Here is a 24,703-nt window from a genome sequence, read left to right as displayed (position 1 = left end):
CGAAACCTGTTGGGCCGATTCAATGTGATTGTGCGTTTCGGGAATCTTCGACCCCCTTCCGCACGTTGTACAACTATGGCTAATTACAAAACAGTCAATCCCGCGACAGGTGAAACCGTCAGGGAATTCGATACTTTGGATGACGCCGGAGTTGAAGCCGCACTTGCGAACACGCATCGCGGCTACTTGACCTGGCGCAACAGTGCGCCACAGCAACGTGCGGCAGTCCTGAGCAAGACCGCCGAACTGTACACAGAGCGAGCAGATGAACTGGCCCGAATGATCTCGTTGGAGATGGGTAAGCCGGTCCGCGAGGCCAAGGGCGAAGTACAACTCTCGGCCGCGATCTATCAGTGGTACGCAGACCACGGTCCGGCGTTGCTCGAGGAAGAACGGCTCGACGTTCCCGGGGCCGAGGAGTCGGTTGTGTACCGGCGACCGATCGGTGCCCTGATCGGCGTCATGCCGTGGAACTTCCCGTACTACCAGGTCGCCCGCTTCGCGGCACCGAATCTCATGCTGGGCAACACGATCATTCTCAAGCACGCGTCCAACTGTCCGCAGTCGGCTCTGCTGATGGAAGAGATTTTGCGACAAGCCGGATTGCCGGACGACGCGTACGTCAACGTCTTCGCGACCAACGAGCAGATCGCGGACATGATCGCCGATCCACGAGTTCAAGGTGTGTCACTGACTGGCAGCGAACGCGCCGGCACCAGTGTCGCCGAAACTGCGGGACGCAATCTCAAGAAGGTCGTCCTCGAACTCGGCGGATCGGACGTGTTCATTGTCCTCGATTCCGACGACATGGATGCCACCGTCAAGTCCGCAACCAAGGCGCGTCTGTCCAATGCCGGTCAGGCCTGCAATGCGGCCAAGCGTTTCATCGTCACCGAAGATTTCTACGACGACTTCACCCGCAAATTGGCGACGTCCTTCGAATCCGTTTCTGCCGGTGACCCGTTGGACGAATCCACTGTCCTGGGCCCGTTGTCCTCACAGAGCGCGGCAGACACTCTGATCGAGCAGATCGACGACGCTGTGTCCAAGGGAGCGACGCTGCTCACCGGTGGGAAGAAGATCGACGGCCCGGGCGCCTACGTTCAGCCGACGTTGCTCGCAGACGTGACCCCGGACATGCGGGCTTACAGCGAAGAACTGTTCGGACCTGCCGGCGTCGTCTACAAGGTCAAGTCGGCCAGCGAGGCTGTGAAACTTGCCAATTCGTCGGTCTACGGTCTGAGCGGGTCTGTCTGGAGCAGCGATCTCGATTCCGCCCGGTCGGTCGCTGCCGATCTCGACGTGGGAATGGCGTTTGTCAACGAGCACGGAACGACGTTGCCCGGTCTGCCCTTCGGCGGAGTCAAGCGCTCCGGAGTCGGCCGCGAGCTCGGTCCGTGGGGAATGGACGAGTTCGTGAACAAGAAGCTGCTCCGCGTCTCCAAGAAGTAGCTCGGTGCAAAAGTAGCGCAATACAAAGGAAGGCCCTGATCTCTGTTGAGGTCGGGGCCTTCAACTGTAACGCTCCGCAGGATGAAACCGACCTGCTGGTATGACACTTTCACGAATCGCTCGCACTACCGTGATCGCCGCCGCCATCAGCGCGAGCGCCGCGATCTGGTCCGCGACGTCAGCTTCCGCGGACGTAGTCGACGTCACGATCCTTCCGGGTCTCAGTAGCGGGCCGACAACGCCGTACGGGGCGGGCTGCACGTATCTGGTGGTTGCCAGGACAGCAGCGTTGGACGAGTCGAACGTCTCGATTGTCGACCTGAACCGGGCGTCGACCATGTTCCCGCAGGAATTGATCTGGGACACCGTCAATCCCTATTTCACCTTGCCGGTTGTACTCGGCCACGCCGTCACGCTGTGGACTCCGACCGCACCCGGCGAACACTCTCTGATGGCCTACCAGACGTCAGCGGGCGGGCCGGTCACAACGGTCAATGTCAATCCGGCCACCCCGATCGGTCCGGGGTGCGTCGTCGCACCCTGATCCGCTACCCCTCCAAGAAGTCGACGAGCACCCGGTTGAGTTCATCGGCGGGAACCATCGGAATACTGTGATGTGAAGCATCTTTCAGCACCTCGACACGTGCTGCGGGAATCCTCTCCCGCACCGACCTCGACACCGTTTCCGCATCATGCACCCGTCCGTCCTGTGCGAGGACCACCAGCAACTCGACATCCAGTGCGCTCAAGTCCTCTTTCGAAGGGCGTTGAGGCACTACGAGATCGGGTCGCGGTAGATCCGAAGTGCCCACTTCCACAAGAGACAGCCAGTCGGAGTCGATACTCGACTCACCTGTCTCCCACTCCAGCAGTCGTCGTCGGCGTGCTCGCGACGGGGATATCAACAGCGGAAGCGCACGCAGAAGGTAGCCCGCCTTCATGCCGGCGAAACTCGAATTAGGATCGAGCAGAACAAGTTTCCCGACACGATCCGGTCGATGCAGCGCAAAGGCCAACGCAATCATTGCGCCGTAGGAATGTCCGATCACATCGACGGTGTCGGCGCCGGTGCAATCGACTATCGAGTCCATCCACTCGATCAGATCGTCGACGGACTTCATCGGATCACCATTGGGAATGCTGAGTCCGGCATCGCCCAGGGTGTCGACGGCAAAAACACGCCGGAATTTCGACAGCGCCGCAACGTTGTCGAACCACACCGTCGAAGTGGCACCTCCCCCGGGCAGAAGGATCAACGGCCGCGAGTCTTCAGGTCCACAGACGTTCACATGCGTTCGGCCGAACCGGCCTGAGAGATCCACACCCAGCGGTTTTTGCGGCCATTTGGTCAGTACCGCGTCGTATGCGCGATTGAAGTCCATTCCCCACCCCCATTTTCTCTCGACTATCGAGATAGTAGACAATCGAGAGACAACACACCAGGGCTGGAGGCATCCATGAGCGTCGGCGATGCAGAAGACGAAGCGATGGCGATCGTCCACTCGCTTCGCGCACTGACCGTCGACTTGAACGTGGCGGTTTCCGGCTTTGCGAACAAGTACAAAATGCACTCGACCGACGTCCGCGCACTGATCTGCCTTCTCGATGCCGAGCGCTCGGACACACCGGCGACGCCTGGTTGGTTGGGCTCACAGCTCGGGATCAACTCGGCGTCGGTGACTGCACTGGTCGACCGGATGGTCAAAGCGGGGCACGTAGCTCGGGAGCGAGATTCAGCGGACCGTCGACGGGTGCTCTTGCAGGTCACACCATCGGCGGTCACTCTGGGCGAGAGCTTCTTCGGCCCCCTCATTTCACGGGCTGCGAGCACCGTCGGGAATTACACCGCGGCCGAGCGAGCTACCATCGCGAGTTTCATCGTGGCGATGCGAGCGGACGTGGAGCGGACTCGAATCGATCGGGAGCCCTCCCTGTGACTCGCATACTTCCCGCGGGAGAACGCGCATTTCTCGTAGACCTCGATTCCGAAGCTGACGTTCTCGCGTTCACCGAAGCACTGACGCGTAACACCCCGGTCGGGGTCGAAGACTTCCTCCCCGCTGCTCGCACGGTCCTGGTCACGTGCACCCCGGCGGCAGATCTCACGTACGTCCGGAAGTGCTTGAACGATCTCGAGCAAACCAATTCTGCCGCGACCACAGACGAGCATTCCGAGACGGATGCACTCACCATCGCCGTCAGGTACGACGGGCCCGACCTCGACGACGTCGCACAGTCACTCGGAATGAGCCGTTCCGAGGTGGTTGCGGCCCATACCGGGGCGATGTGGCGTTGCGCCTTCATCGGATTCGCACCCGGCTTCGCCTACCTGACTTCAGGCGACACTCGGCTCGACGTTCCACGTCGAACTCAGTCGCGAACCGCAGTGCCAGCCGGTTCCGTCGCCCTGGCCGCTGGATACAGCGCGATCTACCCGCGGGCATCGCCGGGTGGCTGGCAGATCATCGGGAGCACCGACGCCGTGATGTGGGATCTGAACGCCACACCACCGGCCGCCGTTCAGCCCGGGTGCCGCGTGCGCTTCGTCAACGAGGACGACCGATGAGCGGTCTGGAGATACTCGACACCGGGCCGCTGAGTTTGATCCAGGACCTCGGACGGACCGGACACCTTCGCTCAGGCGTCGGGGTTTCCGGTGCTGCGGACAGGCGATCGCTCAAACTCGGCAACCGGCTCGTCGGCAACGACGAGGGCGCGGCAGGCGTCGAGGTCCTCCTGGGCGGATTGAGCATTCGAGCGCAGCAAAAGGCAACGATCGCGTTCACCGGGGCGCCCGCACAGGCCTACCGCGACGGCATTCCGGTCGGGCATTCGAGCGTGATCGCTCTCGACGTCGGTCAGACCGTCCGCCTCGACTACGCACCGAGTGGCCTGCGGACGTATCTGACCGTTCGAGGCGGCATTGTGGTTCCCGAGATCCTGGGATCGCGCAGCACCGACACCATGTCCGGGATAGGTCCGGCGCCTCTCGAGCCCAAGGTTGTTCTCCCGATCGGGCCTTCGCCGACCGCGTTCTCGCTCGTCGACCTTGCACCAGTTCCACCGATGACAAACGAGACTCTCGAGATTCGAGTCGTATTCGGGCCGCGCGCAGATCGATTCACCAACCCCGAATCGCTCCTGCGGGGGCAGTGGGCGGTCTCCACCGACTCGGACCGAATCGGGGCGCGACTCGATCGTGTCGGCACCGACGAACTGCTGCAACAAACGAATGACGCCGAACTCCCCACCGAAGGCGTAACGCTCGGATCGATCCAGGTCCCACCCAGCGGCCAACCTGTCGTGTTCCTCGCCGATCACCCGATCACCGGCGGGTATCCGGTGGTCGGAGTGGTCGCGGACGCAGATATCGACCGACTCGGCCAAGCCCGCCCGGGTCAGCACATCCGGTTCGTCGGGGCCTGAGCAGCGCCGAGCGATGGCGTGTCGGACCCTGCCGTCACACTGATGTCGTGCGAGTTGTCCTGGTCCCCGGTAGTACGACGTCCACGGGAGCTGTGACGGCAACTGTCCTACGGACCGATCCCGGTGGAACGCCGCTCGCCGATCCCGTCGAATACCCCGACCTGATCGCAGCGGTGCGCACCATCGAGGAAGCCGAGCACCCGCGGTGGGTGTGGCCGAGTACGGCGACCGTGTACCCACCGCTACTGCGGGCAGGCGTACGGGTTCAGCGGTGCCACGACATCTCCCTGACCCGCGCGATACTCGGAATGCGCGTCGGCAAACCGTCACCGCCTGCCGAGGAGTTCGACGACGATCGACTCGGACTCTTCGACACTGCACCCGTTCTCGATCCTCTCGCCGTCGCCACCGAATTCGCCGATCAGCGCGCAACCATCGGCACGGACGCTCGACTGGACTTGTTGATCGCAGCAGAATCGGCCGGCGCTCTCAGCGCCGCCGAGATGACGCACACGGGCCTGCCGTTCTCGACGCAGAAGCACCGCGAACTCCTCGAAGAACGACTGGGGCCGCGGCCGACGGGATACGACCTCCCCGCACGCATGCAGGAACTTGCCGCCCAAATCAGCGAGGTCTTCGGGCGCACCGTCAATCCTTCGTCTTCGGTGGAGATCACCGAGGCGTTCGGGCGTCAGGGCATCGAACTGCCGTCGACGCGCAAGTGGTTTCTGCAGGAAATCGATCATCCGGCTGTGCCGCTGCTCCTACGTCACCGCGAACTCGCCAAGCTGTACAGCACCAACGGTTGGCAGTGGATGGACAGTTGGGTGCGGGGCGATCGATTCCGCCCGATCTACGTTCCCGGTGGTGTCGTGTCCGGCAGGTGGGCGAGCCGGGGCGGCGGGGCCCTCCAGATTCCTAAGACCATGCGCTCAAGCGTCGTCGCAGATCCGGGCCACGTGTTCGTCGTCGCCGACGCCGGTCAGCTCGAACCCCGAATTCTGGCCGCCATGTCCGGCGACCGCCGCATGATGGCTGCCGCCGGCGACGACGATCTGTACGCACTTGTCGGTGCCGAAGCCTTCGGCGGGGATCGCGCAAAAGCCAAGGTCGCAATCCTCGGAGTCCTGTACGGGGCGACGGCGGGTGAAGCCAAAGCACTGCTCATCTTGTTGCGGAAGCGATTCCCGGTCGCCGTCGAGTACGTCGAGCAAGCTGCCAAGGCAGGTGAGCGCGGCGAGGTGGTGAAGTCACTGCTCGGCCGGGCCTGTCCCCCACCGTCTCCCGACTTCTACTCCCACGGCGACGCTCATGCCCGCGGTCGTTTCACGCGAAACTTCGTCGTTCAGGCCACTGCGTCCGAGTGGGCGTTGTGCCTGCTCGCCGACCTCAGGCGACGCCTCGCCGAAGATCCGGACGGCGAGTTGGTCTTCTTCCAGCACGACGAAGTGGTCGTGCATACCCGAAACCCCGAGTCAGGTGCCGCCCACGTGCTGGCCGCTGCGGCTTCGGCAACTCGATTGTTGTTCGGCGACACAGTCGTTCGTTTTCCCATGGACGTCGCAGCCCGCGAGACTTACGGCAAAGGCACTTCGTAGCGTCGTCAATTCCACTCCAAGTGGTTCCACCGCGCCCGTATTGCGTGTTCTACTGGAAAACGTTGCTTTGTTGGTGCTGGTCGACTGCGTTCGAGGAGAACCATGACCAAGCTGGATACAACTGATGCAGAACGGAACGAGCGCGGAACGGTCAAACGCCGTCGACTGCCGATCTTCACCGTGATCGCGCTTGCAATCTTTGCCTTCGTCGCAGGCGGATTCGGCGGTTCGTTCCAAGGCAAACTCGCCGAGGTTCAGAAGAACGACAACGCCTCGTACCTGCCGAGTTCCGCAGAATCGACGATCGTCAGCAATCAATCCGCGAACTTCCTCGCGGTCGAGACGATCCCTGGTTTCGTTCTGTTCCATCGAGATTCGGCCCTCACCGAGGCGGACAAATCTGCAATCAACTCGGCGTACGGCGCTATTGCCGGCATCTCCGGAGTAGACGCCGACGGAATGCAACCCACTCAGTACTCCGCCGACGGCACAACTGCGTCGATCTTCGTGCCACTCGTCGCCAAGGACGGAGACACATCCGTGGCAGGCGATGTCCTGGCGACCACCGAGCAGAACGTCATCGACGCAGCAAAACAAGCAGCTGGTGATGTCGAGGTACTCCCAGCCGGGCCAGGTGGGCTACTCGTTGCGTTCATCGACGCCTTTGCCGGTCTGGACGGAGCGCTCCTTGGCGCGGCACTCCTGGTCGTGATCCTAATCCTGCTTGTCGTGTACCGATCGCCGGTGTTGTGGTTCTTCCCGCTGTTCTCCGCGCTCCTCGCCATCGGCTTGTCGTCGATGGTGATCTATTTCCTCGCGAAAGCCGAATTACTCACTCTGACCGGACAATCTCAAGGCATCCTTTTCGTGTTGGTGATCGGTGCCGGTACCGACTACGCCCTACTCTTGATCTCTCGCTATCGCGAAGAACTGCACACGTATCCCAACCGCTTCGACGCGATGATCAAGGCCTGGCGCGAGTCTGCGCCGGCCATCACCGCTTCGGCTGTCACCGTGATTCTCGGTCTGCTTTGCCTGACGTTCTCTCAACTCAACTCCAACAAGAGCCTCGGACCCGTTGCCGCCATCGGGATCGCCTGCACCTATCTGGTGATGATGACGTTCATGCCGGTCGCTCTGGCCGCCACCGGACGGTGGGTCTTCTGGCCGCGCAAGCCCAAGGTCGATCACGCCGCAGACCTTACGACGCACGGGATGTGGGGCAAGATCGCCGAGGCCGTCGGCAGCAAGGACCGCCCACTGTGGATCGGCGCCACAGTCTTGTTGATCATCCTGTTCGCGGCCGGGATCGGCAGTCTCAAAACCGATGGCCTGACATCCACCGAAAGCTTCACCAATCGTCCCGACGCTGTTGTCGGACAAGAACTCTACGACTCAAAGTTCGATCCCGGAGCCGGCGCACCGGCCGTGATCACCGCAAACGCCGACCAGGCCGACGCCGTCATCAAAGCAGCCAGCGGCGTCGAAGGTATCTCGCAGGATCCCGGCGCCGTCTGCACCCAGGTGGACGTCGCAAAGGTCAGCGAGCTGATCAAGACCAACCCCGCTGCCGTCGCACAAGCCGCCGCTGCGGGTTGCGCCCCTGCGGCTTTCACCGTTGCACCGATCGACGGCCGAACCATGATCAATGCAACCCTCGCCGACTCTTACGATTCGCCGCAGGCACTCGAAACTGTCAAGCGACTGCGGACTGCCGTCCACGACGTGCCCGGCGCCGACGCGCTCGTCGGCGGCAGCACGGCCACCACCCTTGATGTTCAGGCGGCCTCGGTCCGCGACAGAAACCTGATCATCCCGATCGTGTTGGTGGTGATCTTCCTGGTCTTGGCCGCTTTGCTCCGCGCTCTGCTGATCCCGGTGATTCTCATTGTCACCGTGGTACTTTCCTTCGCGGCGACCCTCGGTGTGAGCGGATTCTTCTTCACACACGTATTCGGGTTCGCCGGGGCGGATCAATCGTTCCCACTGTTCGCCTTCGTGTTCCTGGTCGCTCTGGGTATCGACTACAACATCTTCCTGATGACCAGAGTCCGGGAGGAGACCGGAGAATTCGGTACCCGTGCAGGTGTCCTGCGCGGTCTTGCGGTGACCGGGGGTGTGATCACCTCAGCCGGAATCGTCTTGGCCGCAACATTTGCCGTACTGGGCATCCTGCCGCTGGTCTTCCTCGCCGAGATCGGATTTGCCGTGGCCTTCGGTGTGCTGCTCGATACGATCATCGTGCGCAGTGTCCTGGTGCCTGCGCTCTCTCACGACATCGGGAAACGTATATGGTGGCCGTCCGAACTGGCCCGCGCGAAAGACTGACCACTACAGAAACGCTTCCTTGGTCCACAGATGAAAGAGTGCGTACGCTCGCCAGGGTCGCCAGCGCTCGGACAACGCTGCGGCTTCTTTGCCCGACGAGACCCCCAACGCTCGCTTCAACACCAGATCGTCGGGTACGAAGGCGTCGCGATCACCGAGAATTCGAACAGTGAGATAGTCAGCGGTCCACGGTCCGATTCCCGGTAGCGCCAACAACTCTTGTCGAAATTGGACAGGATCCGCATCCCAGGAGAGATCGAGACCGTTCGCTGCCGCAGTTGCCAACGTGTGCACTGTTCTTGCGCGCGCTGTGGTCAATCCGACGGCTTTCTGTATGTCCTCCGGCGATTGCGCTGCAACCGCGTCCGGATCAGGGAAGGCAAGAAACTCCCCTTCCACCGGCGCTCCGAATGCGCTGACAAAACGACCACCGAACGTCCTCGCTGCGGCGAGCGAAACCTGTTGCCCCAGAACGGTGAGCACTGCGGTCTCGAAACCGTCCACCGAGCCGAGCACCCGCAATCCTGGACGGGCGGCAACGAGTGGGGCCAACAACTCATCGCTACCGAACGCTGCTTCGACAGCAGTGTGATCGGCGTCGAGGTCGAGCCAACGACGCACGATCACCTCCAGCACTGCGGAATCCCCCGCTGGCACGTCGGAATCCACGACGACGCTGCCGTCTGTCCACGACACCGACACAACTACCGGACCGGAAGGCAACGGGATGACTCTGGTGTGAACACCGTCGTCGTGACGCTCGAGGCCTGCGACGCAGTGAGCCCGCAAGGCACCGGTGAGCGGTTCGACTGCGTAGGGCGCCTGAAAGCGCAGCGTCACTGCGCTCACCGGCCGGCTTCCAGATCCAGCAGAATGGCTTTCAGTTCGGGGCCGCCGGCGTACTGCCCGAGGCTGCCGTCGCTGCGCACCACCCGGTGACACGGGACCACCAACGGCAGCGGATTCTTTGCGCATGCGGTCCCCACGGCACGCACGGCACGTGGGCTTCCCGACGCTGCTGCGACCACCGAATAGCTTGCAGTGTGGCCGTATTCGATCTCGGGGAGATGACGCAACACTTCGCGTCGGAACCCCTTCGCGAGTTGGAAGTCCAAGCGCAGATCGAATTCTCGACGCGCACCGGCAAAGTACTCGTCCAACTCGCGAGCGACAGTGTCCAGCCTGCGCGGGTAATGAAGCACACGGGGGCTGACGGTGTCCGCCAAACGTTCCAGAACGAGGTCGTGCCCTTCGACGGCAAAGGCAACCCGCACCAGGCCGACATCGGTCGCCGCCAGGAGCAGCTTTCCGACCGGCGAATCGACGGTTCGATATGCCACGTCGATCAATTCAGCTTCGGACGCCTGCGCAGCCAGGCGCGCCCGTAGGCGGATCATGGCGTCAGCGTCAACGGCTGGAAGCGCCTCGAACACATCGTTACTCATGAGTGACTCCCTTCCGCAGCGGTAGCGGACAAGTAGGTTCTTCGTAGTGTGGCGATACCGTCGGCACCCGCGCGTCTGGCGGCCGCCGGGGTGTTGCCGAGGATGTCCGCGATCTCTGCGTACGGCAGCCCACCCAGAAAGTGATAGGCGACTGCCGCACGTTGTTTGAGCGGTAGCTGTTCGAGTGCGTCCCAGAGTTCGTGATCCCACGTTCCGGGTACGCCGATTCGCGTCGGCAACTCCGGAACCTCGTCTGTCGGCACGGCCACGCGGGCGCGCACTCGGGTGATGTCGATTGCCTTGCGGTGCGCGATGGTCACCAGCCAGGCTTCGATGTTCGCGTCCGGATTCAGATCCGGATATGCCCGCATCGCTGCGATGAACGTCTCGGACCACGCGTCCTCGGCGTCGACGGGACCGACCACCGCGCGGCAGACACGGAGGACCACTGCACCGTATTCGGTCACGACGTCTTCGAACGGTTTGAGTCTCACGATCGGTAGACGTTCCCGATCACCGAATTGTGAGCCGAGCGCATCAGAAGAGGACGTCCGATTCGCCGCCGTGCTCGCGGTCGAGCAGGAACCGCTTGCGTTCGAGGCCGCCGGCGAAACCGGTCAGACTTCCGTCGCTACCGACCACACGATGGCAGGGAACGATGATGCTGATCGGATTCTTGCCGTTTGCCGCGGCGGCGGCACGGATCGCAAGCGGGTTACCCAAAGTTTGCGCGAGCTCCATGTATGTCCAGGTTTCGCCGTACGGGATCGTTCGCAAGGTATCCCACACCCGCTTCTGGAACTCGGTACCCACGGGCGCCAGCGGCACGGAGAACTCCGTGCGATCACCCTCGAAGTACTCGGTGAGCTGCGATTCGACTTCACCGAAGACCGCCGCGGAACGATCACCGAACGTGGACTCGTCCGGCTTGTGGCGATGCTCCGCCATGTACAGCCCGCAGAGGTCGTCACCTGCTGCTACCAGCGTCAACGCCCCGATCGGCGAGTCGATCACGGTGTGCGTACGGATAGCCGTCATGTCTCGATCCTTCCAGGTTGCGCGGTGCAGCAGGCAGCGGGTGAATTGATTGTCCGCGCCGGCACCGACACCTCGAAGACGCCGCTGGCCTCGTGAATGTGAGATTTACCTGTACTTTGACGTCACATCAGGCAGTATCGAGGGATGGCTCTAGTTTTGCCCGGCAGCTCCACCGTCGTCCGCTCCGTCGGCGACGTGGTGCACTGGTCCCTGTCCACGGTCGCTTTTGCGGTCACCCTGCCCACTCGACTCGAGGCGCTCCTCTTCTCGGTCGAGAGGTTGGTGGCACGCATCAACCAGATCGCCGACAACGCCGACCGCGTCGTGATCGGAGCCGCCGCCGTGACCGTTCGAGCTGAGACGCTGGTCGAGGCCGTCGAACAGACCTCGGACATCGCGGGACAACTCCTCGAGATCTACGAGCCCATTGCGTTGCAGCTCGCGCCGCTGGCGGCCAGATTCGCCGACGACCTGTCCGAGGCGGAGGTCAGCGCCGCGATCAAACTGATCGACCAACTGCCGGAGCTCACCGACCGCGTGACCGCGGTGCTGCCCATCCTCGGAACCTTGGACTCCGTCTCGCCCGAGATCCACGAACTCCTCGGAGTGGTAAAGGACCTGCGTCAGGCGATCGTCGGAGTGCCCGGCTTCCACTTTTTCCGCAAGCGGGGCGAAGCCAAGCTGGATTGAAATTTCAGGCGGAGTAGCCGTTGGTCCCAGCACGCGTCATGACGACCTTCGGAACCACTGCTCGAGACGAGAGCTTGAGCAGTCCGTCCACCAACTCCACGATGTCGTCGACCTTGATCATGGTCTCGGGTGTGATCCGATCGTGCGTCCACGCCGACATGTCCGTGTCGACGTAACCGGGAGCAATGGCCGTCGCGCTCACTCCGTTTCCGGATTCCTCGGCGTTGAGTGCTTCGACCATCGAAATGAGTGCAGCTTTGGTGGCTCCGTAGACGGCCAGACCGCTCTCGGCGTAGACGCCGGCCATCGAGGCGAGAGCGATCACCTTTGCTCCGCCGGCGAGGTCCGCGTCCGCCGCTGTACGCAGGAGCGGCAGCGACGCTTGCAATAGTGCGAACGGTGTCCGGAGATTGACGGCAACGGTCTTGTCGAAACGTCGCATGGGGTAGTCAGCCACTCGCCCACTGGTTCCCACTCCGGCGTTGAGGACGAGGGCTCGCATGGAGCCGAACCGCTCGCCGTGCGTGGCTACGAGTGCTGCGGCGAAGTTCTCGTCCGCCATGTCGCCGGCCGAGACGACGACGTCCGGCGATCCGGCGCGCGTAAGTTCTTCGGCGACAACGGCGAGCCGTTCGGCATCACGCGCCGTGATGGTCAGCCCGTACCCTTGCGAAGCCAAGCGTGTTGCGATGCCGAGCCCGATTCCCTTGGAGGCGCCGGTGACCAGTGCTGATCGAGTCATTCGAATTTCCCTTGCAGTGCATTGAGTCCGGCCGAGATCAGTTCCGGCACAGAAGATCCAGCCTTGTCGAATCCCCCACCGACGGTGGCGCCTGCTCGGAATCGGTGATCGATGCCCTGCGCCACGACGGCGAGTTTGAAGAACCCGAGCGCCATGTAGAAGTTCCAATGCGCCAGTTCACGACCCGAAACGGACGAATACCGTTGCGCCAGATCGACAACGGACGGTAGCGACGGGCTCGTCCACGCAGCAGGCTCACCCAGAACCAGATCCAGCGCGGGATGCCGATAGACGCACATCATCGCGATGTCCGCCAGCGGATCTCCCAGCGTCGACAGTTCCCAGTCCACCACTGCGGCAACCTTGGTGACGTCGTTCGCCGCGAGAATCGTGTTGTCGATCCGGTAGTCGCCGTGCACGATCGACGAAGCCGATTCAGCCGGAATCAATTCCGCGAGGCTCGACGCCAACCTGTCCACATCGGCCGAGTCCTCGGTCTTGACGCGTGACCATTGACCGGCCCACAACTTCACCTGGCGGGCTACGTAACCGTCGGGTCGGCCGAGTTCGCCGAGACCCACTGCGTTGTAGTCGACGTCGTGCAGGGCAGCGAGAACACGCACCAACTCGTCGGTGCACTGCGTGACCAGCTCTGCCGGAACAGCTTCCAACTCGGTTTTGGTCCGGATCACTTGACCGGTGACGAACTCGACCACCGTGAACGACGCACCCATCACCGAGGCGTCCTCGCACAGCACGACGGTCGGCGCGACCGGCACGGCAGTGTTCTGCAACGCCGAGGTGATTCGGAACTCGCGCGCAACGTCGTGCGCCGAAGGCGTCAGGCCGGCCGTGGGTGGACGACGCAGAATCCACTTCGAGTTGTCGTCGAAGATTCCGTAGGTGAGATTGGATTTGCCGCCTGAAATCAGTTCGGCTCGCAACTCACCGCTCACCTCGACGCCTGCGGCTTGCAGATACTTGTGGAGCGCCGCGAGATCGAGTCCTGGGAAGTCCGTCACTTCGACTCCTCCCGAGCAGCGCGCTTCGCAGCGCCGACAACACGTTTCGCAATTGCCCAGCGATGAACCTCGGACGGACCGTCGTAAACGCGGAAGGGACGCACTTCGCGGGACAACCGTGCCAGCGGCAGATCGCCGGACACGCCCATTCCGCCACACATCTGAATGGAGCGGTCGACGATCCGGAAGATCGCCTCGGCCGCGTAGGTCTTGGCGATGGACGTCGCGTTGCTCGCGTGCCCGCCCTGATCGAGTTCGAAGCAGGCCTGCACCAGAAGTGCGCGACTGGCTGCGATGTCGATCTCGTTGTCGGCGACCATCTTCTGGATCATTCCGAGATCACCGAGTTTCGAGCCGAAGCCTTCTCGTTCGGCAACCCTGGCCACGGCGACGTCGTGGCCGCGGCGCGCTGCACCGAGCCAGCGCATCACGTGCGTCATCCGGGCGGGACCGAGACGAACCTGCGCGTAAGCGAAACCCTGATCGACCTCACCGAGAACGGCCTCGTCGGGAACGAAGAGATCCTCGAACGTGACCTCGCAGTGCCCGCCGATCATGGCCTTGTCGAGGGTGTCGATGTGTCGACCCACGATGAGACCCGCTGTGTCCGTCGGCGTCAGGAACATGGTCGCTCCGCCGCGCTGCCCGGGCTCGCCGGAGGTGCGCGCCATGATGATGAAGAATCCGGCGCCGTCGGCGCCGGTGATGAACCATTTCTTACCGTTGATCTTCCAGCCACCGGGGACTTTCTCGGCGCGGGTGTTCAAAGCCGAGGGATCGGATCCCGCTCCCGGAGCGGGTTCGGTCATGGCGAATGCCGACCGCATGTCCCCGCTTGCGAGCGGCGCGAGGAACTGCTGCTTCTGTGCTTCGTTCGCGACGTGGGCCAGCATGTGAACATTGCCCTCGTCCGGCGCAGCGATGTTGAGCGCCGTCGGCCCGAAGAGCGAGTAGCCGGCTTCCTCGAAGACAGGCGCGCGATCACTCATGTTGAGTCCGTGGCCGCCGTACTCAATCGGTGCATGCGGTGCGAAGACACCGGCTTCTTTTGCTGCCGCCTGCATCTCGATGCGGATGGCATCGCCACCCGCGACGGCGATGTCACCGGCGTGTTCGTCTTCGATGGGGAGCACTACGTTGCGCGTGAAGTCGCGCGTCTTCTCGATCAGCGCCACCACCTCGGGCGCGTACGTCAGATCGATTGCCACCAGCCACCTCCGAAAGAACATCCCGACCGAGCGATCGCTCGGTAACAGCACTCTCGCACATGCCGATGCGCCGGGTCAACAATCTTCGAGCATCGCCTCGCCCTGATCGAGCCGGCCGGCAACCACCATGTCGCGGTACAGATCGTCCTTGTCCATGAGCTCGTCATGGTTGCCGATGTTGCGGATCCGACCGTCTTCCATGACCACGATCCAGTCGGCGTCACGCACCGTTGAGAGCCGGTGAGCGATGGTCACCACGGCCCCGGTACGTGCACGTTCGTTGATCGCGTCGACAATCGCGGCTTCGGTGAGTGTGTCGACCTGGGCAGTGGCTTCGTCGAGCAGAAGCAAAGCACTCGGTCGCAGAACTGCGCGTGCCATCGCGATCCGCTGACGTTGGCCGCCCGACAGCGAGGTGGCCGTCAGAGCGGTGTCGAGTCCGTTCGGCAGGGCCTCGATCGCGTCGTCGAGTCGGAGCAAGCGCAGAACGGCCTGGACTTCTTCGTCCGTCGCGTCGGGATGGCTGAAGACGACGTTCTCCCGAATCGTTCCGGGCACCACCGGTGTCTCTTGCTCCACGTACGCGAGACTCTCGCGCACAGCGCGGTGATCGAGCGCGTCGTAACCGACTCCATGCAGGAGAACCTCACCCGATCGCGGTTCGACAAATCGCAGCACAGTCGAGAGCAAGGTCGTCTTTCCGGCACCCGACGGGCCGACGATGGCCATGTGCCCACGCGTCGGAATGACCAGCGAGACATCGCGCAACGCCGGCTGGTTCGACCCGTGGTAACTCACGGTGACGTCGCGCAACTCGATCAGCGGCGCGGCAGCATTTGTTTTCGCGACCACGTCCACGACCTCGTCGTACTGCTCGGTGGGCAACGACTGCATCTCGCGAATCCGGATAGCTGCCGCGATTCCCGACTGAACAGAAGTCACGTTCTGCGCAAGCTCCGACACCGGCCCCATCAGGGTGAAGGCGTAGAGCAGAAACGCGATGAGCGTCGAGACTGCCATTTCACCGTCGGCGACTCGCCAGGCACCGAAGCCCAGGATGGCAATGATCGATCCTTGAATGGCGGTCCACGCGACAGTCCACGCGGTTGCCGACACTCGAACCGCCGTGATCGCATGCTTTTTCGCATCGGACGCATTGGTCGTCACCAGAGCGCCGACGCGATCCTCGGCGAGGGAAACCTTGACCGTCCGGATCGCACGCAAGCCACCCTCGAGTACGCCGCCGAGCTGACCGAGCGATTCCTGGGTTCGCGCTTCGGCTGCGGAAATCCGAGGCATCAGAACGGCAAAGAGTATGGAGGCGAACACGATTGCCACCATGGTGACCCCCAACAACGGCAGATCCAGAACGCCCATCAGAACAATCGTTCCGATGGTCAACGCGGCTGCGTTCAGAATATTCACTGCGGCCGACGACGCCGCCTCCCGCAGCAGCAAGGTGTCCGACGTGACCCGGGTGACCAATTCACCCACGGATCGCGATTGCAGCGAAGGTACGGTCGCCGCCAGGAATCGCCTCACCAGCGAAGACCTGGCGTCGAAGACAACCTTCTCGGCGGCGGTTCCGAGAACGATCCACTGAGCACAACCGAGCACAGCACCGACGATCAGAAGGACGACGAGCGTGAGGATCGGTCCCTTCAGCGACGCACCGGTATCGAGGGTGTCGAGAACCCACTTGGTGACCATCGGCGTTGCCAGCGTCGCCGCCGAGCCGCACAGCGCCAGTACCAATCCGAGGAGGAGCGACGGCAGATGCGGTCGAGCGAACTCCGAGAGGACGCGGAGATTGCTCCCTTTCGGTGCGGGCTGAGAAGCGTCGGATTCAAGCATGAATTTATGGAACACGAATGTTCCATAAAGGGCAAGAGAAATTCCGATTCGGAAACACTGGATACCGAAACCGGACACGGCTACGCTTCGAATTCGTGACAACGATCCACAGCGCACCAGAACAAAGCGCGACCCGCGAGCGCACACGGAAGGCCATCCTCGATGCTGCCGTTTCGGTGTTCGCATCCAAGCCTGCTGCGACCCTCAGCGAGATCGCTTCGGCCGCGAAGGTCGGCCGGACCACTTTGCACCGCTACTTTCCCGAACGATCCGACCTGGTCGACGCAGTCGCGGCCGAGGCCACTCGCGCCGTCGGTGAGGCCGCAGCAGCGGCGCGACTCGGTGAGGGCACCGGAGCCGAGGCACTGGTTCGCCTCTGCCACGAATACTTCGAACTGGCCGACCTTTTGACGGTCCTGTTCTTCACTCCCGGCGTCTATCAAGAAGATTCGTTTGCCGAGTCCGCGTCGAACGACGACGGAGTCACCGACGCCATCGAACGCGGACACTCCGACGGGTCCATCGACCCCGACATGGGTTCGGACTGGGTGCAGAACCTACTGTGGTCACTGCTTTACACGTCGATGGACTACGTGAACCGCGGTTCCGGGACTCGACTACAAGCCTTGGATCTGACGGTTCGCAGCCTCCGTCGCGGAATCGCCCCCGATCCCGCGGTCTAGGTTGTCGGCTGCTTGAACAGCGGCACGCCGCTTGGCCACACCTAATTTGCGGTAAATCGAGCGAATGTGAGTCTTCACAGTGGGATAGGCGATGCCGAGGTGCGCAGCGATCTCGTCTGCAGTCATCGTGGTGCGCAGAAAAGTGAGAATCTCGTTCTCGCGTTCGGTCAGGACTCCGGCGAGCTGGGCAGAGAGCCGGCTCCGTTTTTCCAGAATCGTGCGCAGGAGGTCCTGGTGTCTCGACCCCTGTATTGCGTGCGCGTTCAAGAGATCGACAATTACCGGATCGCCGCTGAGAAAGGGGGCGAGGATCTGCTCCGGGATTGCCTCAGCCAGCGCACGATCCAGCTGCTCGTGCGCCTGCGGCCCACGCCCTGCGACGGAGCTCAGCGCTGCAGAGGTGACAAGTGTGCTCACCAGCGCATATCGCGGCAGCGCGGCCGAGCTTGCCAACCGAAGCGCCTGCGCCGACGGTTCCGGATCCCCCAAGACTCGATAGAGCTCGGCGAGCAGCGCGTGAGCGACCGCAGCACCTGTTCTGGTCAGCGTGGGCTTCGCGATGCGGCGCGCTTGCTCGTCCTGCCCCTGAGCGTGGGCGAGCCAGGCCGTGGTGACGCGCCGCAGCGTATCCCAAGGAATGCCGTGCTTGTCCGCAGTGCTCACGCCTCGCAGCAGCCGAGCGGCGTTGTGGTACCGGTCTTTCCGGTTCAGAGCGATCAGGCTCATCACCAGGTACAGACGGGCGAGCGCCTCGAAGTTGGTTCCGGGACTGCCCTCCACGATTATCGAGTCGAACTGAGCGATCGCTTCCTCGAAGTCGCCACGCCAATAGGCGATGCACCCTCGATTCGACTGTGGGAGTCCACCTTCGAAGCGTTCCCAGTCGGATGCAACCTCTCGGGCAGGAAGGCCGTCGAGGATCTGTTCGGCTTCGGTGAACACTCCCGCGTGGGTGAGTGCAAAAGCCAAATTGGATTGCGCGAGACGCAACGTCTCCGCACGCGACTGCAACCGCGCTTCATCGCCGGCGGAGCGAAGTAGCGCGATGGCGCGAGGTAGATCACGACGAAGCCTGATCTCGGTCCACCCGAGGAGGAAAAGCGCGGACGGGTAATCGTCCTCGGGCTCGCACTGGGCGAGCGCGTGACGCGCGCGATCGGCAACGACGGCCTTGGTCGAGGTGTCCGGAGCGAGCAGCAGGTCGGTGAAACAGACGACAAAATCGTCGGACGCGACCCGTAGACCCTGCCCGCGGAGAAACTCCGCGCCGTACGGATCGCCGCTGAGGTCGCGGCAGCACGCCCGTATCAGCAGGATGTGTGGATCGTGCGGATCGGGATGCGCAAGGCAGAGTTGCTCGAGTTCCCTGGTATGAGATTCGAGAATCAGACGGAGCCAATTCTTCCGCAGGACGCGTCGAGCCTGCTCCGCCTCACCGGAGGCAAGTGCGTCACGCACGGCTTCGATCATGTGTCGAAGATACTCGAGACGTTCGACGGCCGTGGAAATCCCGTCTCATCCGCTTCGGATGAGACAGCGACCGAAGCATGCGGAAACCGGTGAGAATTGCCGGAATCAACTGAAAAGCGCGAGTCGGCGGAATGCCGACGCGCAGGCCTGACACGAACGGACAAGACACATGAGTTTCTGGGAAAGCCTCGGCTGGATGCTGTGGGCGACCGTCTTCGTCGGATATCTTTTCGCGCTGTTCGCGATCGTCGCCGACCTGTTCCGCGACCACAAGCTGAGCGGCTGGTTGAAAGCTGTTTGGATATTTTTCCTGCTCTTCCTACCCATCCTCACCGCGCTCGTCTATCTCGTCGCCCGCGGCGATGGGATGACGGAACGCAGCAACAAGGCCGCACGCGAGGCCGAGAGCGCGGCCGAATCGTATATCCGCGAAGTCGCAGGAAAGAGTCCCAGCGAGGAAATCGCCACAGCTGCAGCACTCCTCGAAGCCGGATCGATCAGCGAGGAAGAGTTCGCTGCACTCAAGCTGAAGGTGCTCTCGTGAGTGCCACGCGTTTCGGCCCCGTCGACTTCTACCTTCTCGGTCTGCCGGGGCAGAGCCTCGACCCCGCCGCGTTCTCCGCGCTCACCGACATCACGGATACCGGCCTGGTACGACTCCTCGATCTGATCGTCATCTCCAAGTCCGACGACGGTGAACTCACCCTCGTCGAGGTCGAGGAATTGCCGAACGGCTTCGAGATCAACGTCGAAATGCTCGGCGCGTCCGGTCTGCTCGGGCATGAAGACATCACCGAACTCGCGGAGGCGATTCCCGCCGGCGCTTCAGCGCTGCTGGTCGCGCTCGAGCTGGTCTATCAGCGCGAACTCGCCGCCCGGACCGCCGAGTCCGGCGCGGTGTTGCTGGGTTACGAGCGGATACCCGCACCCGTCGTCAATGCCCTCATGGACACGATCATCCCGAAATTGGAGGTCTGACATGCCGTACATCCCGAGACGAGGACGCCCTGGACTGCTGGGCCTCGCCGCCCGCACCGCGGTCGTGACCGGTACCGCGAACGCCGTCAGCGACGGTATGGCCACCCGCCGGCAAAGGAGAGCTCAGGCCGACTACGAGCAGGCGCAGTACGAATTCGCCCAGCAGCAGGCCGTACTCCCCACACCCGCACCCCCGGTCGATCTTGTCGCCGAGTTGCAGAAACTCGGCGATCTCAAATCACAAGGCCTACTGAGCGACGCCGAGTTCCAGGCCGCGAAAGCACGACTGCTGGGCTGATTCACCCCGACGGGCCATGGATTACCGCGCCCGCTTCCGTACCCCGACACCGATTGGAATCCGCTATGTCCACGATCGCCGTCAACGTCCTGAACTTCAATCGGGCAGAATCCGATCTCATGTTCGCTCGCCTGGCCGCGGGCGTCGGCCTGGGCACGTGGAACCACACTCGCGAGCTCGGGTCACTCGACAACCAGCCGATCATCCGCCAGAACCGCGACACTCTGTACAGCAGCGCGATCATCGACGTGCGCGAAAACGTCACGATCACGGTGCCCGATACCGGCAAGCGCTACATCTCCGTCTGGGTGGTCAGTCAAGATCATTTCGGTCCTGTCATCCTGCGCGATCCGGGAGAGCACCTGCTCACACGCGAATTGGTCGGGACCGACTACGCCGCACTGATCGTGCGCATCCTCGTCGATCCGAACAGCCCCGAAGACGTCGCCGAGGTGAACCGGTTGCAGGACGCCCTCACCATCGACGGCGGCGGAACGGGCGAGTTCCCGTTGCCCGACTACGACGAACAGTCGCAGACCGAGACCCGCGACGCGCTCCTCGCACTCGCTCGTGGCATCACCACCTACGACCATTCATTCGGCACCGCGGCGGAAGTCGACCCGATCAGGCACCTGCTCGGTACCGCATCCGGCTGGGGTGGCCTTCCCGAGTACGAGGCCACCTACGTCAACTTCGACGAACGTCTCCCGGTCGGGGAATACCGTCTCCGCCTGAACGTTGTTCCCGTGGAAGCGTTCTGGTCGGTCTCGCTGTACAACGCAGCCGGATACTTCGAAGAGAACGCCTTGGGCGTCAACAGCATCAACAGCCTCACAGCCACCCCCGACTCCGACGGCAGCACCACCATCCGGTTCGGCGTCAATCTCGACGGCGTCGCGAACGCACTGCCCATCATGCCGGGCTGGAACTACGTACTGCGCCTGTACCGCCCCCGCCCCGACGTGCTCGACGGCACCTGGACGGCGCCTCGTCCCGAGGCCCTCCAGCAAAGCGTTCCCCACGCACACACCACTCTCGGGTGACTCGACCTGATCACGGAGGTACAAGCCGGTTTCTTGGCCGCTATCGGCGTATTCACCCTCGCCCACATGATTCTCGGCCCATTCGTGCTCAGCGTGGCACTGCACTACGCGGCTCCGCTCGCGGGTGGTGTCGGCTTGGTCGCCACGCTGCTCGCGCTCTGGGTTGCGACCCTGGTCCCCGACGGCATTGAGATCAGCGGCGTCGGGTCCTGGATCCTCGCCCCGATCATCGTGTGGGTGATCACCGCGTTGGGAGGATGGATCTTCATGGCTCTCGTCATCGACAAGTGGATCAAGAGACGCAATGCCGAAAAGCTCGTGCGCAGTGTGCAGAAGGCATGAATGATCAGTTCGGAAACGGAACCCACAAGGAGTCAGCCATGCCAACTCACCCGCTCGATCGTCGCGTTCTCCTGAAGACCGCTCCGAACTTCCGGGATCTCGGTGGCATTCCCGTTGCTGATGGCACCGTCCGCGCCGGCGCGCTCTACCGTTCGGCGACGCTCGCGAAACTCGACGGCGACGACGTCGCCGCGGTCGCCGACTTGGACGTCCGGACGGTCTACGACCTGAGGACCGCTGCCGAGCGCGACGGCGCACTCGACAATCTCCCTGACTCGACACGGACGGTCTGGCTCGACGTACTCGCCGACAACGCCCAAAATGCCGCGGCCACCGGACTACTCATGACGGACCCGGTCGCGTACGCCGAGACCATCAGCGGTGGCCTTGGGATCGCGCAGATGGAGGAAGCGAACCGCAACTTCGTCAGCCTGCCGTCCGCCCTCGACGCCTACCGCGCGTTCTACCTCGACCTCATCGACGAAACACGAACCGGGGCAGCACTTTTCCATTGCACCACCGGCAAAGATCGCACCGGGTGGGCCGCGACCTCTTTCCTGCTCCTCCTCGGCGCCGACGAAGCCGATGTACGCGCCGACTACCTGGAGACGAACACCGATCTGGCACCTATGACGGAACCGATCCTCGACTTCGCCGCAAGCAAAGGCGTTGACGGAGAACTGCTCCGGCCGCTCCTCGGAGTCCGTGACAGCTACTTCGACGCCGCGCTCGACGAAATGCGCACGCAATTCGGCGCAGTCGAGGACTACGCAATCAACGGACTCAAGCTCACCGCAGAACAAATCACCGCGCTCCGCGAGCGGTTCACATCGCGATCGGGCTTCGTCAGCGCGACGTGATCGGAGCTCTTGCCGGGCAGGAATCCGTGCTCTCATCATGCTTCTTCGGTCGATTGTCCACCCGGGTGACCACGACGACGGCGACGATGCCCACCGCCAAGCCGAGAGCGGTGAACGGAGTGAAGGATTCTCCGAACATCAGTGCGCCCCAGACCGCGGTGACGGGGGCGATCAAGAACATCAAGGTGTTGACGGACGTGATGCCGATGCGACGAAGCAACAACCAGTACAGCCCGTATCCGCCGAAGGTGGACAACACGATCAACCAGAGCAATGCGATCCAGAATGTGCTGACACTCGGCGGTACGGCAGCACCCGAGACGATCGCCAGAGTTGTGAAAACTATTGCGCTGGTTGAGCAGTGGATGGCCAAAGCCTGCAGTGGCGGCGTGGACGTGGGAGCGCGTTGCTGAACGAAGGTGGATGCAACGAGGCTGAGCATTCCCAGGAACGGAATCGCGTACGCCCACCACGGGGCCGATGTACCCGCCCCGGCGTCGGCTGCCGTGACCATCGCGACGCCGGCCAGTCCGATCGCCAATCCGATCCACTGCATCCGCGGGACCGCGACGCCGAGGACCGGACCGAGTAGCGCGGCTGCCACCAGCGGCTGAATACCGTCGATCAGCGCTGTGGTTCCGGTGTTCACGCCGAGATCGACTGCCCAGTAAACGGACAACAGATAGCCGCTCTGGGAGAGTATTCCGATCACCACCTGCCTGCCGAGAGCCCGCGGTGTCGGCATCGTTTTCCGGCGCCGGGCGGACAGCCAGACAATCGGGACCAGTACCGCCGCAAGCGGGAGAAAACGCCACATCAGCAGCGTGGAGACCTCGGCACTACCGGCGCCGAGTTTGGCTCCGATGAATCCCGAACTCCAGCACGCGACGAACAGGACCGACAAGGTGGCCGTCACGGCAGATCTCGAGGTCACGCTCCGAGGTATACCGATCTGTTTACTCATGGAGTCGACTATACAGATCGGTATACTTTTGTCCATGGCAGACGAATCCGTACCCGAATTGACTCCGAAAGCACGTCGCATTCTGGAGTCGGCATCGAAGCTGTTCTACGAAAAGGGAATTCACGCCGTAGGCGTGGATACCGTCGCACTGGACGCCGGGGTCACGAAGAAGACTCTGTACGAGCGGTTCGGCTCGAAAGACGGCCTCGTCGTGGAATATCTGAAGGATCGAGATCGGCGGTGGCGAGCCTTTCGCGACAAGAAGCTCGCATCAGCCGGACACAGCCGCGCCGAGCAGTTGAGTGCGGCATTCGACGCTTCCGCCTCTTGGTCCAAGGCGAGCGGAGGCAAAGGTTGCAGCATGGTCAACGCTCACGCCGAGTTCAGCGATCGGTCACACCCGGTGTTCGCTGTCATCGCCGAACAGAAGCAGGAAATGTTGGACGTCTTTCGGCGCATTCTGGCGACAGACGGGCAAGCCGACGAACGTCTCGTCGAGGCAATCATGCTGCTTCACGAAGGCGCCCTCGTCGCAGACGGTATCGGTATCGGCACCGACCCCTTCGACGTCGGCCGGGATGCGGCCCTCGAAATGCTGAAGCATTCCGGGTGATCGCCCCTACGCCCCCACCATCCGACGCGCTATCTCCAGATACCTCTCCACCAACTCGTCCGGAGACAACTCACCGTCCGGTCGGTACCACACCGCGACGGCGACGCACATCGTCACGACAGCTCGGCTGGCATCCTCGGGATGGTCGGCCTCGAACACGCCCGAAGCAACGCCGTCGAGGACGATCCGGTCCACCTGCTTCTGCTGTTCGTCGCGCTGCGCGATGTAACTAGCCCGGCTGTCGGGCTCCATGCTGCGGATCTCGGAGGAAGCGACGAACGACTGCTCGCGTCGAAACATGTGGAACCGCAACAGAGATTCGATCACCGCGTCGAAGCGATCCGAGGGATCGTCCCCGGCATCGAGTTCGGCGGCGCGGCTTCGCTCCAACAACTCCGTCATCACCACGGTCGCCAGACCGATCAACAGAGCCTGCTTGGACGGGTAGTGATGGTAGAGCCCCGGCACCGACAGCCCGGACCGCGACGCGACGTCACGGATCGAAGTCCCGTGATAGCCCTGCTCGACGAACGCCTCCAGCGCCGCAGCGAGCGGTTTCGGCAGTCCCAGGTCTTCGTAATCGCGCCAGGACCCGCGTACCGGAAGCTCGTTCGTCATACCGATACCGTAGATCGCCGTTGCGCCGCCG

The 24,703-nt window shown here is 62.8% G+C and carries 28 protein-coding genes; 16 read left to right on the top strand and 12 right to left on the bottom strand.

Annotated elements, in window-relative coordinates; translation table 11 throughout:
- The first annotated feature begins 75 nt into the window (after window positions 1-75).
- Both RE4_RS02670 and RE4_RS02665 read left to right on the top strand, forming a co-directional pair.
- Window positions 76-1,452, top strand: a complete 1,377-nt coding sequence (locus RE4_RS02670) for an NAD-dependent succinate-semialdehyde dehydrogenase (protein ID WP_060937940.1) — start codon at window positions 76-78, stop codon at window positions 1,450-1,452.
- 100 nt (window positions 1,453-1,552) lie between these two features.
- Entirely contained in the window at window positions 1,553-1,996 is a 444-nt protein-coding gene (locus tag RE4_RS02665; protein ID WP_021345630.1) for a hypothetical protein, read from the top strand.
- Window positions 1,997-2,000: 4 nt separating this feature from the next.
- Here RE4_RS02665 and RE4_RS02660 read toward each other — a convergent pair whose 3' ends face one another.
- Window positions 2,001-2,834, bottom strand: coding sequence for an alpha/beta fold hydrolase (locus RE4_RS02660; protein WP_021345631.1), 834 nt, complete (start codon window positions 2,832-2,834; stop codon window positions 2,001-2,003).
- Window positions 2,835-2,909: 75 nt separating this feature from the next.
- Between RE4_RS02660 and RE4_RS02655 the strand changes: the two genes are divergently transcribed.
- The 5 genes from RE4_RS02655 (at window position 2,910) to RE4_RS02635 (ending at window position 8,804) form a co-directional block, all read left to right on the top strand.
- Window positions 2,910-3,389 (top strand): MarR family winged helix-turn-helix transcriptional regulator, encoded by a 480-nt coding sequence (locus tag RE4_RS02655; RefSeq protein WP_019745433.1) that lies wholly within the window; start codon window positions 2,910-2,912, stop codon window positions 3,387-3,389.
- Entirely contained in the window at window positions 3,386-4,018 is a 633-nt protein-coding gene (locus RE4_RS02650; RefSeq protein WP_029256337.1) for a 5-oxoprolinase subunit B family protein, read from the top strand. Before RE4_RS02655 ends, RE4_RS02650 begins: the two co-directional genes overlap by 4 nt.
- Entirely contained in the window at window positions 4,015-4,878 is an 864-nt protein-coding gene (locus RE4_RS02645; protein WP_021345632.1) for a 5-oxoprolinase subunit C family protein, read from the top strand. Before RE4_RS02650 ends, RE4_RS02645 begins: the two co-directional genes overlap by 4 nt.
- 47 nt (window positions 4,879-4,925) lie before the next feature.
- Window positions 4,926-6,476, top strand: coding sequence for a bifunctional 3'-5' exonuclease/DNA polymerase (locus RE4_RS02640; protein ID WP_019745436.1), 1,551 nt, complete (start codon window positions 4,926-4,928; stop codon window positions 6,474-6,476).
- A gap of 102 nt (window positions 6,477-6,578) precedes the next feature.
- The gene (locus RE4_RS02635; protein ID WP_046379348.1) at window positions 6,579-8,804 is read left to right on the top strand and encodes an MMPL family transporter; all 2,226 of its coding nucleotides are present in this window, start codon (window positions 6,579-6,581) and stop codon (window positions 8,802-8,804) included.
- A gap of 3 nt (window positions 8,805-8,807) precedes the next feature.
- On the opposite strand, the gene RE4_RS02630 is transcribed toward RE4_RS02635, so the two are convergent.
- Genes RE4_RS02630 through RE4_RS02615 form a run of 4 tightly spaced genes read right to left on the bottom strand, consistent with a single transcriptional unit; the run spans window position 8,808 to window position 11,287 of the window.
- Window positions 8,808-9,653 carry a DNA-3-methyladenine glycosylase family protein gene (locus RE4_RS02630; RefSeq protein ID WP_060937939.1) on the bottom strand — a complete coding sequence of 282 codons (846 nt, stop codon included), beginning with the start codon at window positions 9,651-9,653 and terminating at the stop codon, window positions 8,808-8,810.
- Window positions 9,650-10,249, bottom strand: a complete 600-nt coding sequence (locus RE4_RS02625) for a methylated-DNA--[protein]-cysteine S-methyltransferase (protein ID WP_007729599.1) — start codon at window positions 10,247-10,249, stop codon at window positions 9,650-9,652. The genes RE4_RS02630 and RE4_RS02625 overlap by 4 nt, the downstream gene beginning before the upstream one ends.
- On the bottom strand, window positions 10,246-10,743 hold the full coding sequence (locus tag RE4_RS02620) for an RNA polymerase sigma factor (protein WP_021345638.1): 498 nt from the start codon (window positions 10,741-10,743) through the stop codon (window positions 10,246-10,248). Before RE4_RS02620 ends, RE4_RS02625 begins: the two co-directional genes overlap by 4 nt.
- A gap of 43 nt (window positions 10,744-10,786) precedes the next feature.
- Window positions 10,787-11,287 carry a methylated-DNA--[protein]-cysteine S-methyltransferase gene (locus RE4_RS02615; protein ID WP_019745441.1) on the bottom strand — a complete coding sequence of 167 codons (501 nt, stop codon included), beginning with the start codon at window positions 11,285-11,287 and terminating at the stop codon, window positions 10,787-10,789.
- A gap of 144 nt (window positions 11,288-11,431) precedes the next feature.
- On the opposite strand from RE4_RS02615, the gene RE4_RS02610 reads away from it, so the two are divergent.
- The gene (locus RE4_RS02610) at window positions 11,432-11,977 is read left to right on the top strand and encodes a hypothetical protein (protein WP_019745442.1); all 546 of its coding nucleotides are present in this window, start codon (window positions 11,432-11,434) and stop codon (window positions 11,975-11,977) included.
- A gap of 4 nt (window positions 11,978-11,981) precedes the next feature.
- On the opposite strand, the gene RE4_RS02605 is transcribed toward RE4_RS02610, so the two are convergent.
- From RE4_RS02605 to RE4_RS02590, 4 genes are all read right to left on the bottom strand, one after another.
- Complete coding sequence (locus RE4_RS02605; RefSeq protein ID WP_020970896.1) at window positions 11,982-12,719, bottom strand: SDR family NAD(P)-dependent oxidoreductase; 738 nt, start codon at window positions 12,717-12,719, stop codon at window positions 11,982-11,984.
- Window positions 12,716-13,741, bottom strand: coding sequence for a phosphotransferase family protein (locus RE4_RS02600; protein ID WP_021345641.1), 1,026 nt, complete (start codon window positions 13,739-13,741; stop codon window positions 12,716-12,718). Before RE4_RS02600 ends, RE4_RS02605 begins: the two co-directional genes overlap by 4 nt.
- Window positions 13,738-14,949, bottom strand: a complete 1,212-nt coding sequence (locus RE4_RS02595; RefSeq protein ID WP_020970898.1) for an acyl-CoA dehydrogenase family protein — start codon at window positions 14,947-14,949, stop codon at window positions 13,738-13,740. The genes RE4_RS02600 and RE4_RS02595 overlap by 4 nt, the downstream gene beginning before the upstream one ends.
- A 75-nt stretch (window positions 14,950-15,024) precedes the next feature.
- Entirely contained in the window at window positions 15,025-16,803 is a 1,779-nt protein-coding gene (locus tag RE4_RS02590; RefSeq protein WP_037249671.1) for an ABC transporter ATP-binding protein, read from the bottom strand.
- Between the two features lie 95 nt (window positions 16,804-16,898).
- Between RE4_RS02590 and RE4_RS02585 the strand changes: the two genes are divergently transcribed.
- Complete coding sequence (locus RE4_RS02585; RefSeq protein WP_019745447.1) at window positions 16,899-17,486, top strand: TetR/AcrR family transcriptional regulator; 588 nt, start codon at window positions 16,899-16,901, stop codon at window positions 17,484-17,486.
- On the opposite strand, the gene RE4_RS02580 is transcribed toward RE4_RS02585, so the two are convergent.
- Window positions 17,421-18,956 carry a LuxR C-terminal-related transcriptional regulator gene (locus tag RE4_RS02580; protein ID WP_060937938.1) on the bottom strand — a complete coding sequence of 512 codons (1,536 nt, stop codon included), beginning with the start codon at window positions 18,954-18,956 and terminating at the stop codon, window positions 17,421-17,423. The two genes, RE4_RS02585 and RE4_RS02580, sit on opposite strands and share 66 nt — an antisense overlap.
- Before the next feature lie 169 nt (window positions 18,957-19,125).
- Here RE4_RS02580 and RE4_RS02575 point away from each other — a divergent pair, with 169 nt between their 5' ends.
- The 6 genes from RE4_RS02575 to RE4_RS02550 all read left to right on the top strand — a co-directional run bounded on the left by RE4_RS02575 (window position 19,126) and on the right by RE4_RS02550 (window position 22,477).
- On the top strand, window positions 19,126-19,500 hold the full coding sequence (locus RE4_RS02575) for a PLDc N-terminal domain-containing protein (RefSeq protein WP_019745450.1): 375 nt from the start codon (window positions 19,126-19,128) through the stop codon (window positions 19,498-19,500).
- Window positions 19,497-19,934 carry a DUF6325 family protein gene (locus RE4_RS02570; RefSeq protein WP_060937937.1) on the top strand — a complete coding sequence of 146 codons (438 nt, stop codon included), beginning with the start codon at window positions 19,497-19,499 and terminating at the stop codon, window positions 19,932-19,934. Before RE4_RS02575 ends, RE4_RS02570 begins: the two co-directional genes overlap by 4 nt.
- 1 nt (window position 19,935) lies before the next feature.
- The gene (locus RE4_RS02565; RefSeq protein WP_060937936.1) at window positions 19,936-20,232 is read left to right on the top strand and encodes an SHOCT domain-containing protein; all 297 of its coding nucleotides are present in this window, start codon (window positions 19,936-19,938) and stop codon (window positions 20,230-20,232) included.
- Between the two features lie 65 nt (window positions 20,233-20,297).
- Window positions 20,298-21,275, top strand: a complete 978-nt coding sequence (locus tag RE4_RS02560) for a DUF1214 domain-containing protein (RefSeq protein ID WP_047888303.1) — start codon at window positions 20,298-20,300, stop codon at window positions 21,273-21,275.
- Window positions 21,276-21,341: 66 nt separating this feature from the next.
- Complete coding sequence (locus RE4_RS02555; protein ID WP_238076582.1) at window positions 21,342-21,617, top strand: hypothetical protein; 276 nt, start codon at window positions 21,342-21,344, stop codon at window positions 21,615-21,617.
- Between the two features lie 38 nt (window positions 21,618-21,655).
- Window positions 21,656-22,477, top strand: coding sequence for a tyrosine-protein phosphatase (locus RE4_RS02550; protein WP_238076589.1), 822 nt, complete (start codon window positions 21,656-21,658; stop codon window positions 22,475-22,477).
- Here the strand turns inward: RE4_RS02550 and RE4_RS02545 are convergent.
- A complete protein-coding gene (locus RE4_RS02545; RefSeq protein ID WP_060937934.1) occupies window positions 22,464-23,393 on the bottom strand; it encodes a DMT family transporter in 930 nt (309 codons plus the stop codon). The two genes, RE4_RS02550 and RE4_RS02545, sit on opposite strands and share 14 nt — an antisense overlap.
- Window positions 23,394-23,475: 82 nt before the next feature.
- Here RE4_RS02545 and RE4_RS02540 point away from each other — a divergent pair, with 82 nt between their 5' ends.
- The gene (locus tag RE4_RS02540; protein ID WP_021331899.1) at window positions 23,476-24,054 is read left to right on the top strand and encodes a TetR/AcrR family transcriptional regulator; all 579 of its coding nucleotides are present in this window, start codon (window positions 23,476-23,478) and stop codon (window positions 24,052-24,054) included.
- 6 nt (window positions 24,055-24,060) lie between these two features.
- On the opposite strand, the gene RE4_RS02535 is transcribed toward RE4_RS02540, so the two are convergent.
- Window positions 24,061-24,672, bottom strand: a complete 612-nt coding sequence (locus tag RE4_RS02535; protein ID WP_020909261.1) for a TetR/AcrR family transcriptional regulator — start codon at window positions 24,670-24,672, stop codon at window positions 24,061-24,063.
- Window positions 24,673-24,703: the final 31 nt, after the last annotated feature.

Origin of the sequence: Rhodococcus erythropolis NBRC 15567 (assembly GCF_001552595.1) — a bacterium.
In the GTDB taxonomy this organism is placed as follows: domain Bacteria; phylum Actinomycetota; class Actinomycetes; order Mycobacteriales; family Mycobacteriaceae; genus Rhodococcus_F; species Rhodococcus_F erythropolis.
The sequence above is the reverse complement of the archived record's forward strand: the minus strand, read 5'-3'. Positions and strand labels throughout refer to the sequence as shown.

Coding starts and splice junctions, on each gene's coding strand:
- RE4_RS02660 (WP_021345631.1), bottom strand. CDS start 2,834: ATGGACTTCAATCGCGCATACGACGCGGTACTGACCAAATGGCCGCAA.
- RE4_RS02535 (WP_020909261.1), bottom strand. CDS start 24,672: ATGACGAACGAGCTTCCGGTACGCGGGTCCTGGCGCGATTACGAAGAC.
- RE4_RS02590 (WP_037249671.1), bottom strand. CDS start 16,803: ATGCTTGAATCCGACGCTTCTCAGCCCGCACCGAAAGGGAGCAATCTC.
- RE4_RS02670 (WP_060937940.1), top strand. CDS start 76: ATGGCTAATTACAAAACAGTCAATCCCGCGACAGGTGAAACCGTCAGG.
- RE4_RS02665 (WP_021345630.1), top strand. CDS start 1,553: ATGACACTTTCACGAATCGCTCGCACTACCGTGATCGCCGCCGCCATC.
- RE4_RS02540 (WP_021331899.1), top strand. CDS start 23,476: ATGGCAGACGAATCCGTACCCGAATTGACTCCGAAAGCACGTCGCATT.
- RE4_RS02555 (WP_238076582.1), top strand. CDS start 21,342: ATGATTCTCGGCCCATTCGTGCTCAGCGTGGCACTGCACTACGCGGCT.
- RE4_RS02615 (WP_019745441.1), bottom strand. CDS start 11,287: ATGACGGCTATCCGTACGCACACCGTGATCGACTCGCCGATCGGGGCG.
- RE4_RS02605 (WP_020970896.1), bottom strand. CDS start 12,719: ATGACTCGATCAGCACTGGTCACCGGCGCCTCCAAGGGAATCGGGCTC.
- RE4_RS02655 (WP_019745433.1), top strand. CDS start 2,910: ATGAGCGTCGGCGATGCAGAAGACGAAGCGATGGCGATCGTCCACTCG.
- RE4_RS02575 (WP_019745450.1), top strand. CDS start 19,126: ATGAGTTTCTGGGAAAGCCTCGGCTGGATGCTGTGGGCGACCGTCTTC.
- RE4_RS02580 (WP_060937938.1), bottom strand. CDS start 18,956: ATGATCGAAGCCGTGCGTGACGCACTTGCCTCCGGTGAGGCGGAGCAG.
- RE4_RS02625 (WP_007729599.1), bottom strand. CDS start 10,249: ATGAGTAACGATGTGTTCGAGGCGCTTCCAGCCGTTGACGCTGACGCC.
- RE4_RS02565 (WP_060937936.1), top strand. CDS start 19,936: ATGCCGTACATCCCGAGACGAGGACGCCCTGGACTGCTGGGCCTCGCC.
- RE4_RS02550 (WP_238076589.1), top strand. CDS start 21,656: ATGCCAACTCACCCGCTCGATCGTCGCGTTCTCCTGAAGACCGCTCCG.
- RE4_RS02635 (WP_046379348.1), top strand. CDS start 6,579: ATGACCAAGCTGGATACAACTGATGCAGAACGGAACGAGCGCGGAACG.
- RE4_RS02610 (WP_019745442.1), top strand. CDS start 11,432: ATGGCTCTAGTTTTGCCCGGCAGCTCCACCGTCGTCCGCTCCGTCGGC.
- RE4_RS02645 (WP_021345632.1), top strand. CDS start 4,015: ATGAGCGGTCTGGAGATACTCGACACCGGGCCGCTGAGTTTGATCCAG.
- RE4_RS02560 (WP_047888303.1), top strand. CDS start 20,298: ATGTCCACGATCGCCGTCAACGTCCTGAACTTCAATCGGGCAGAATCC.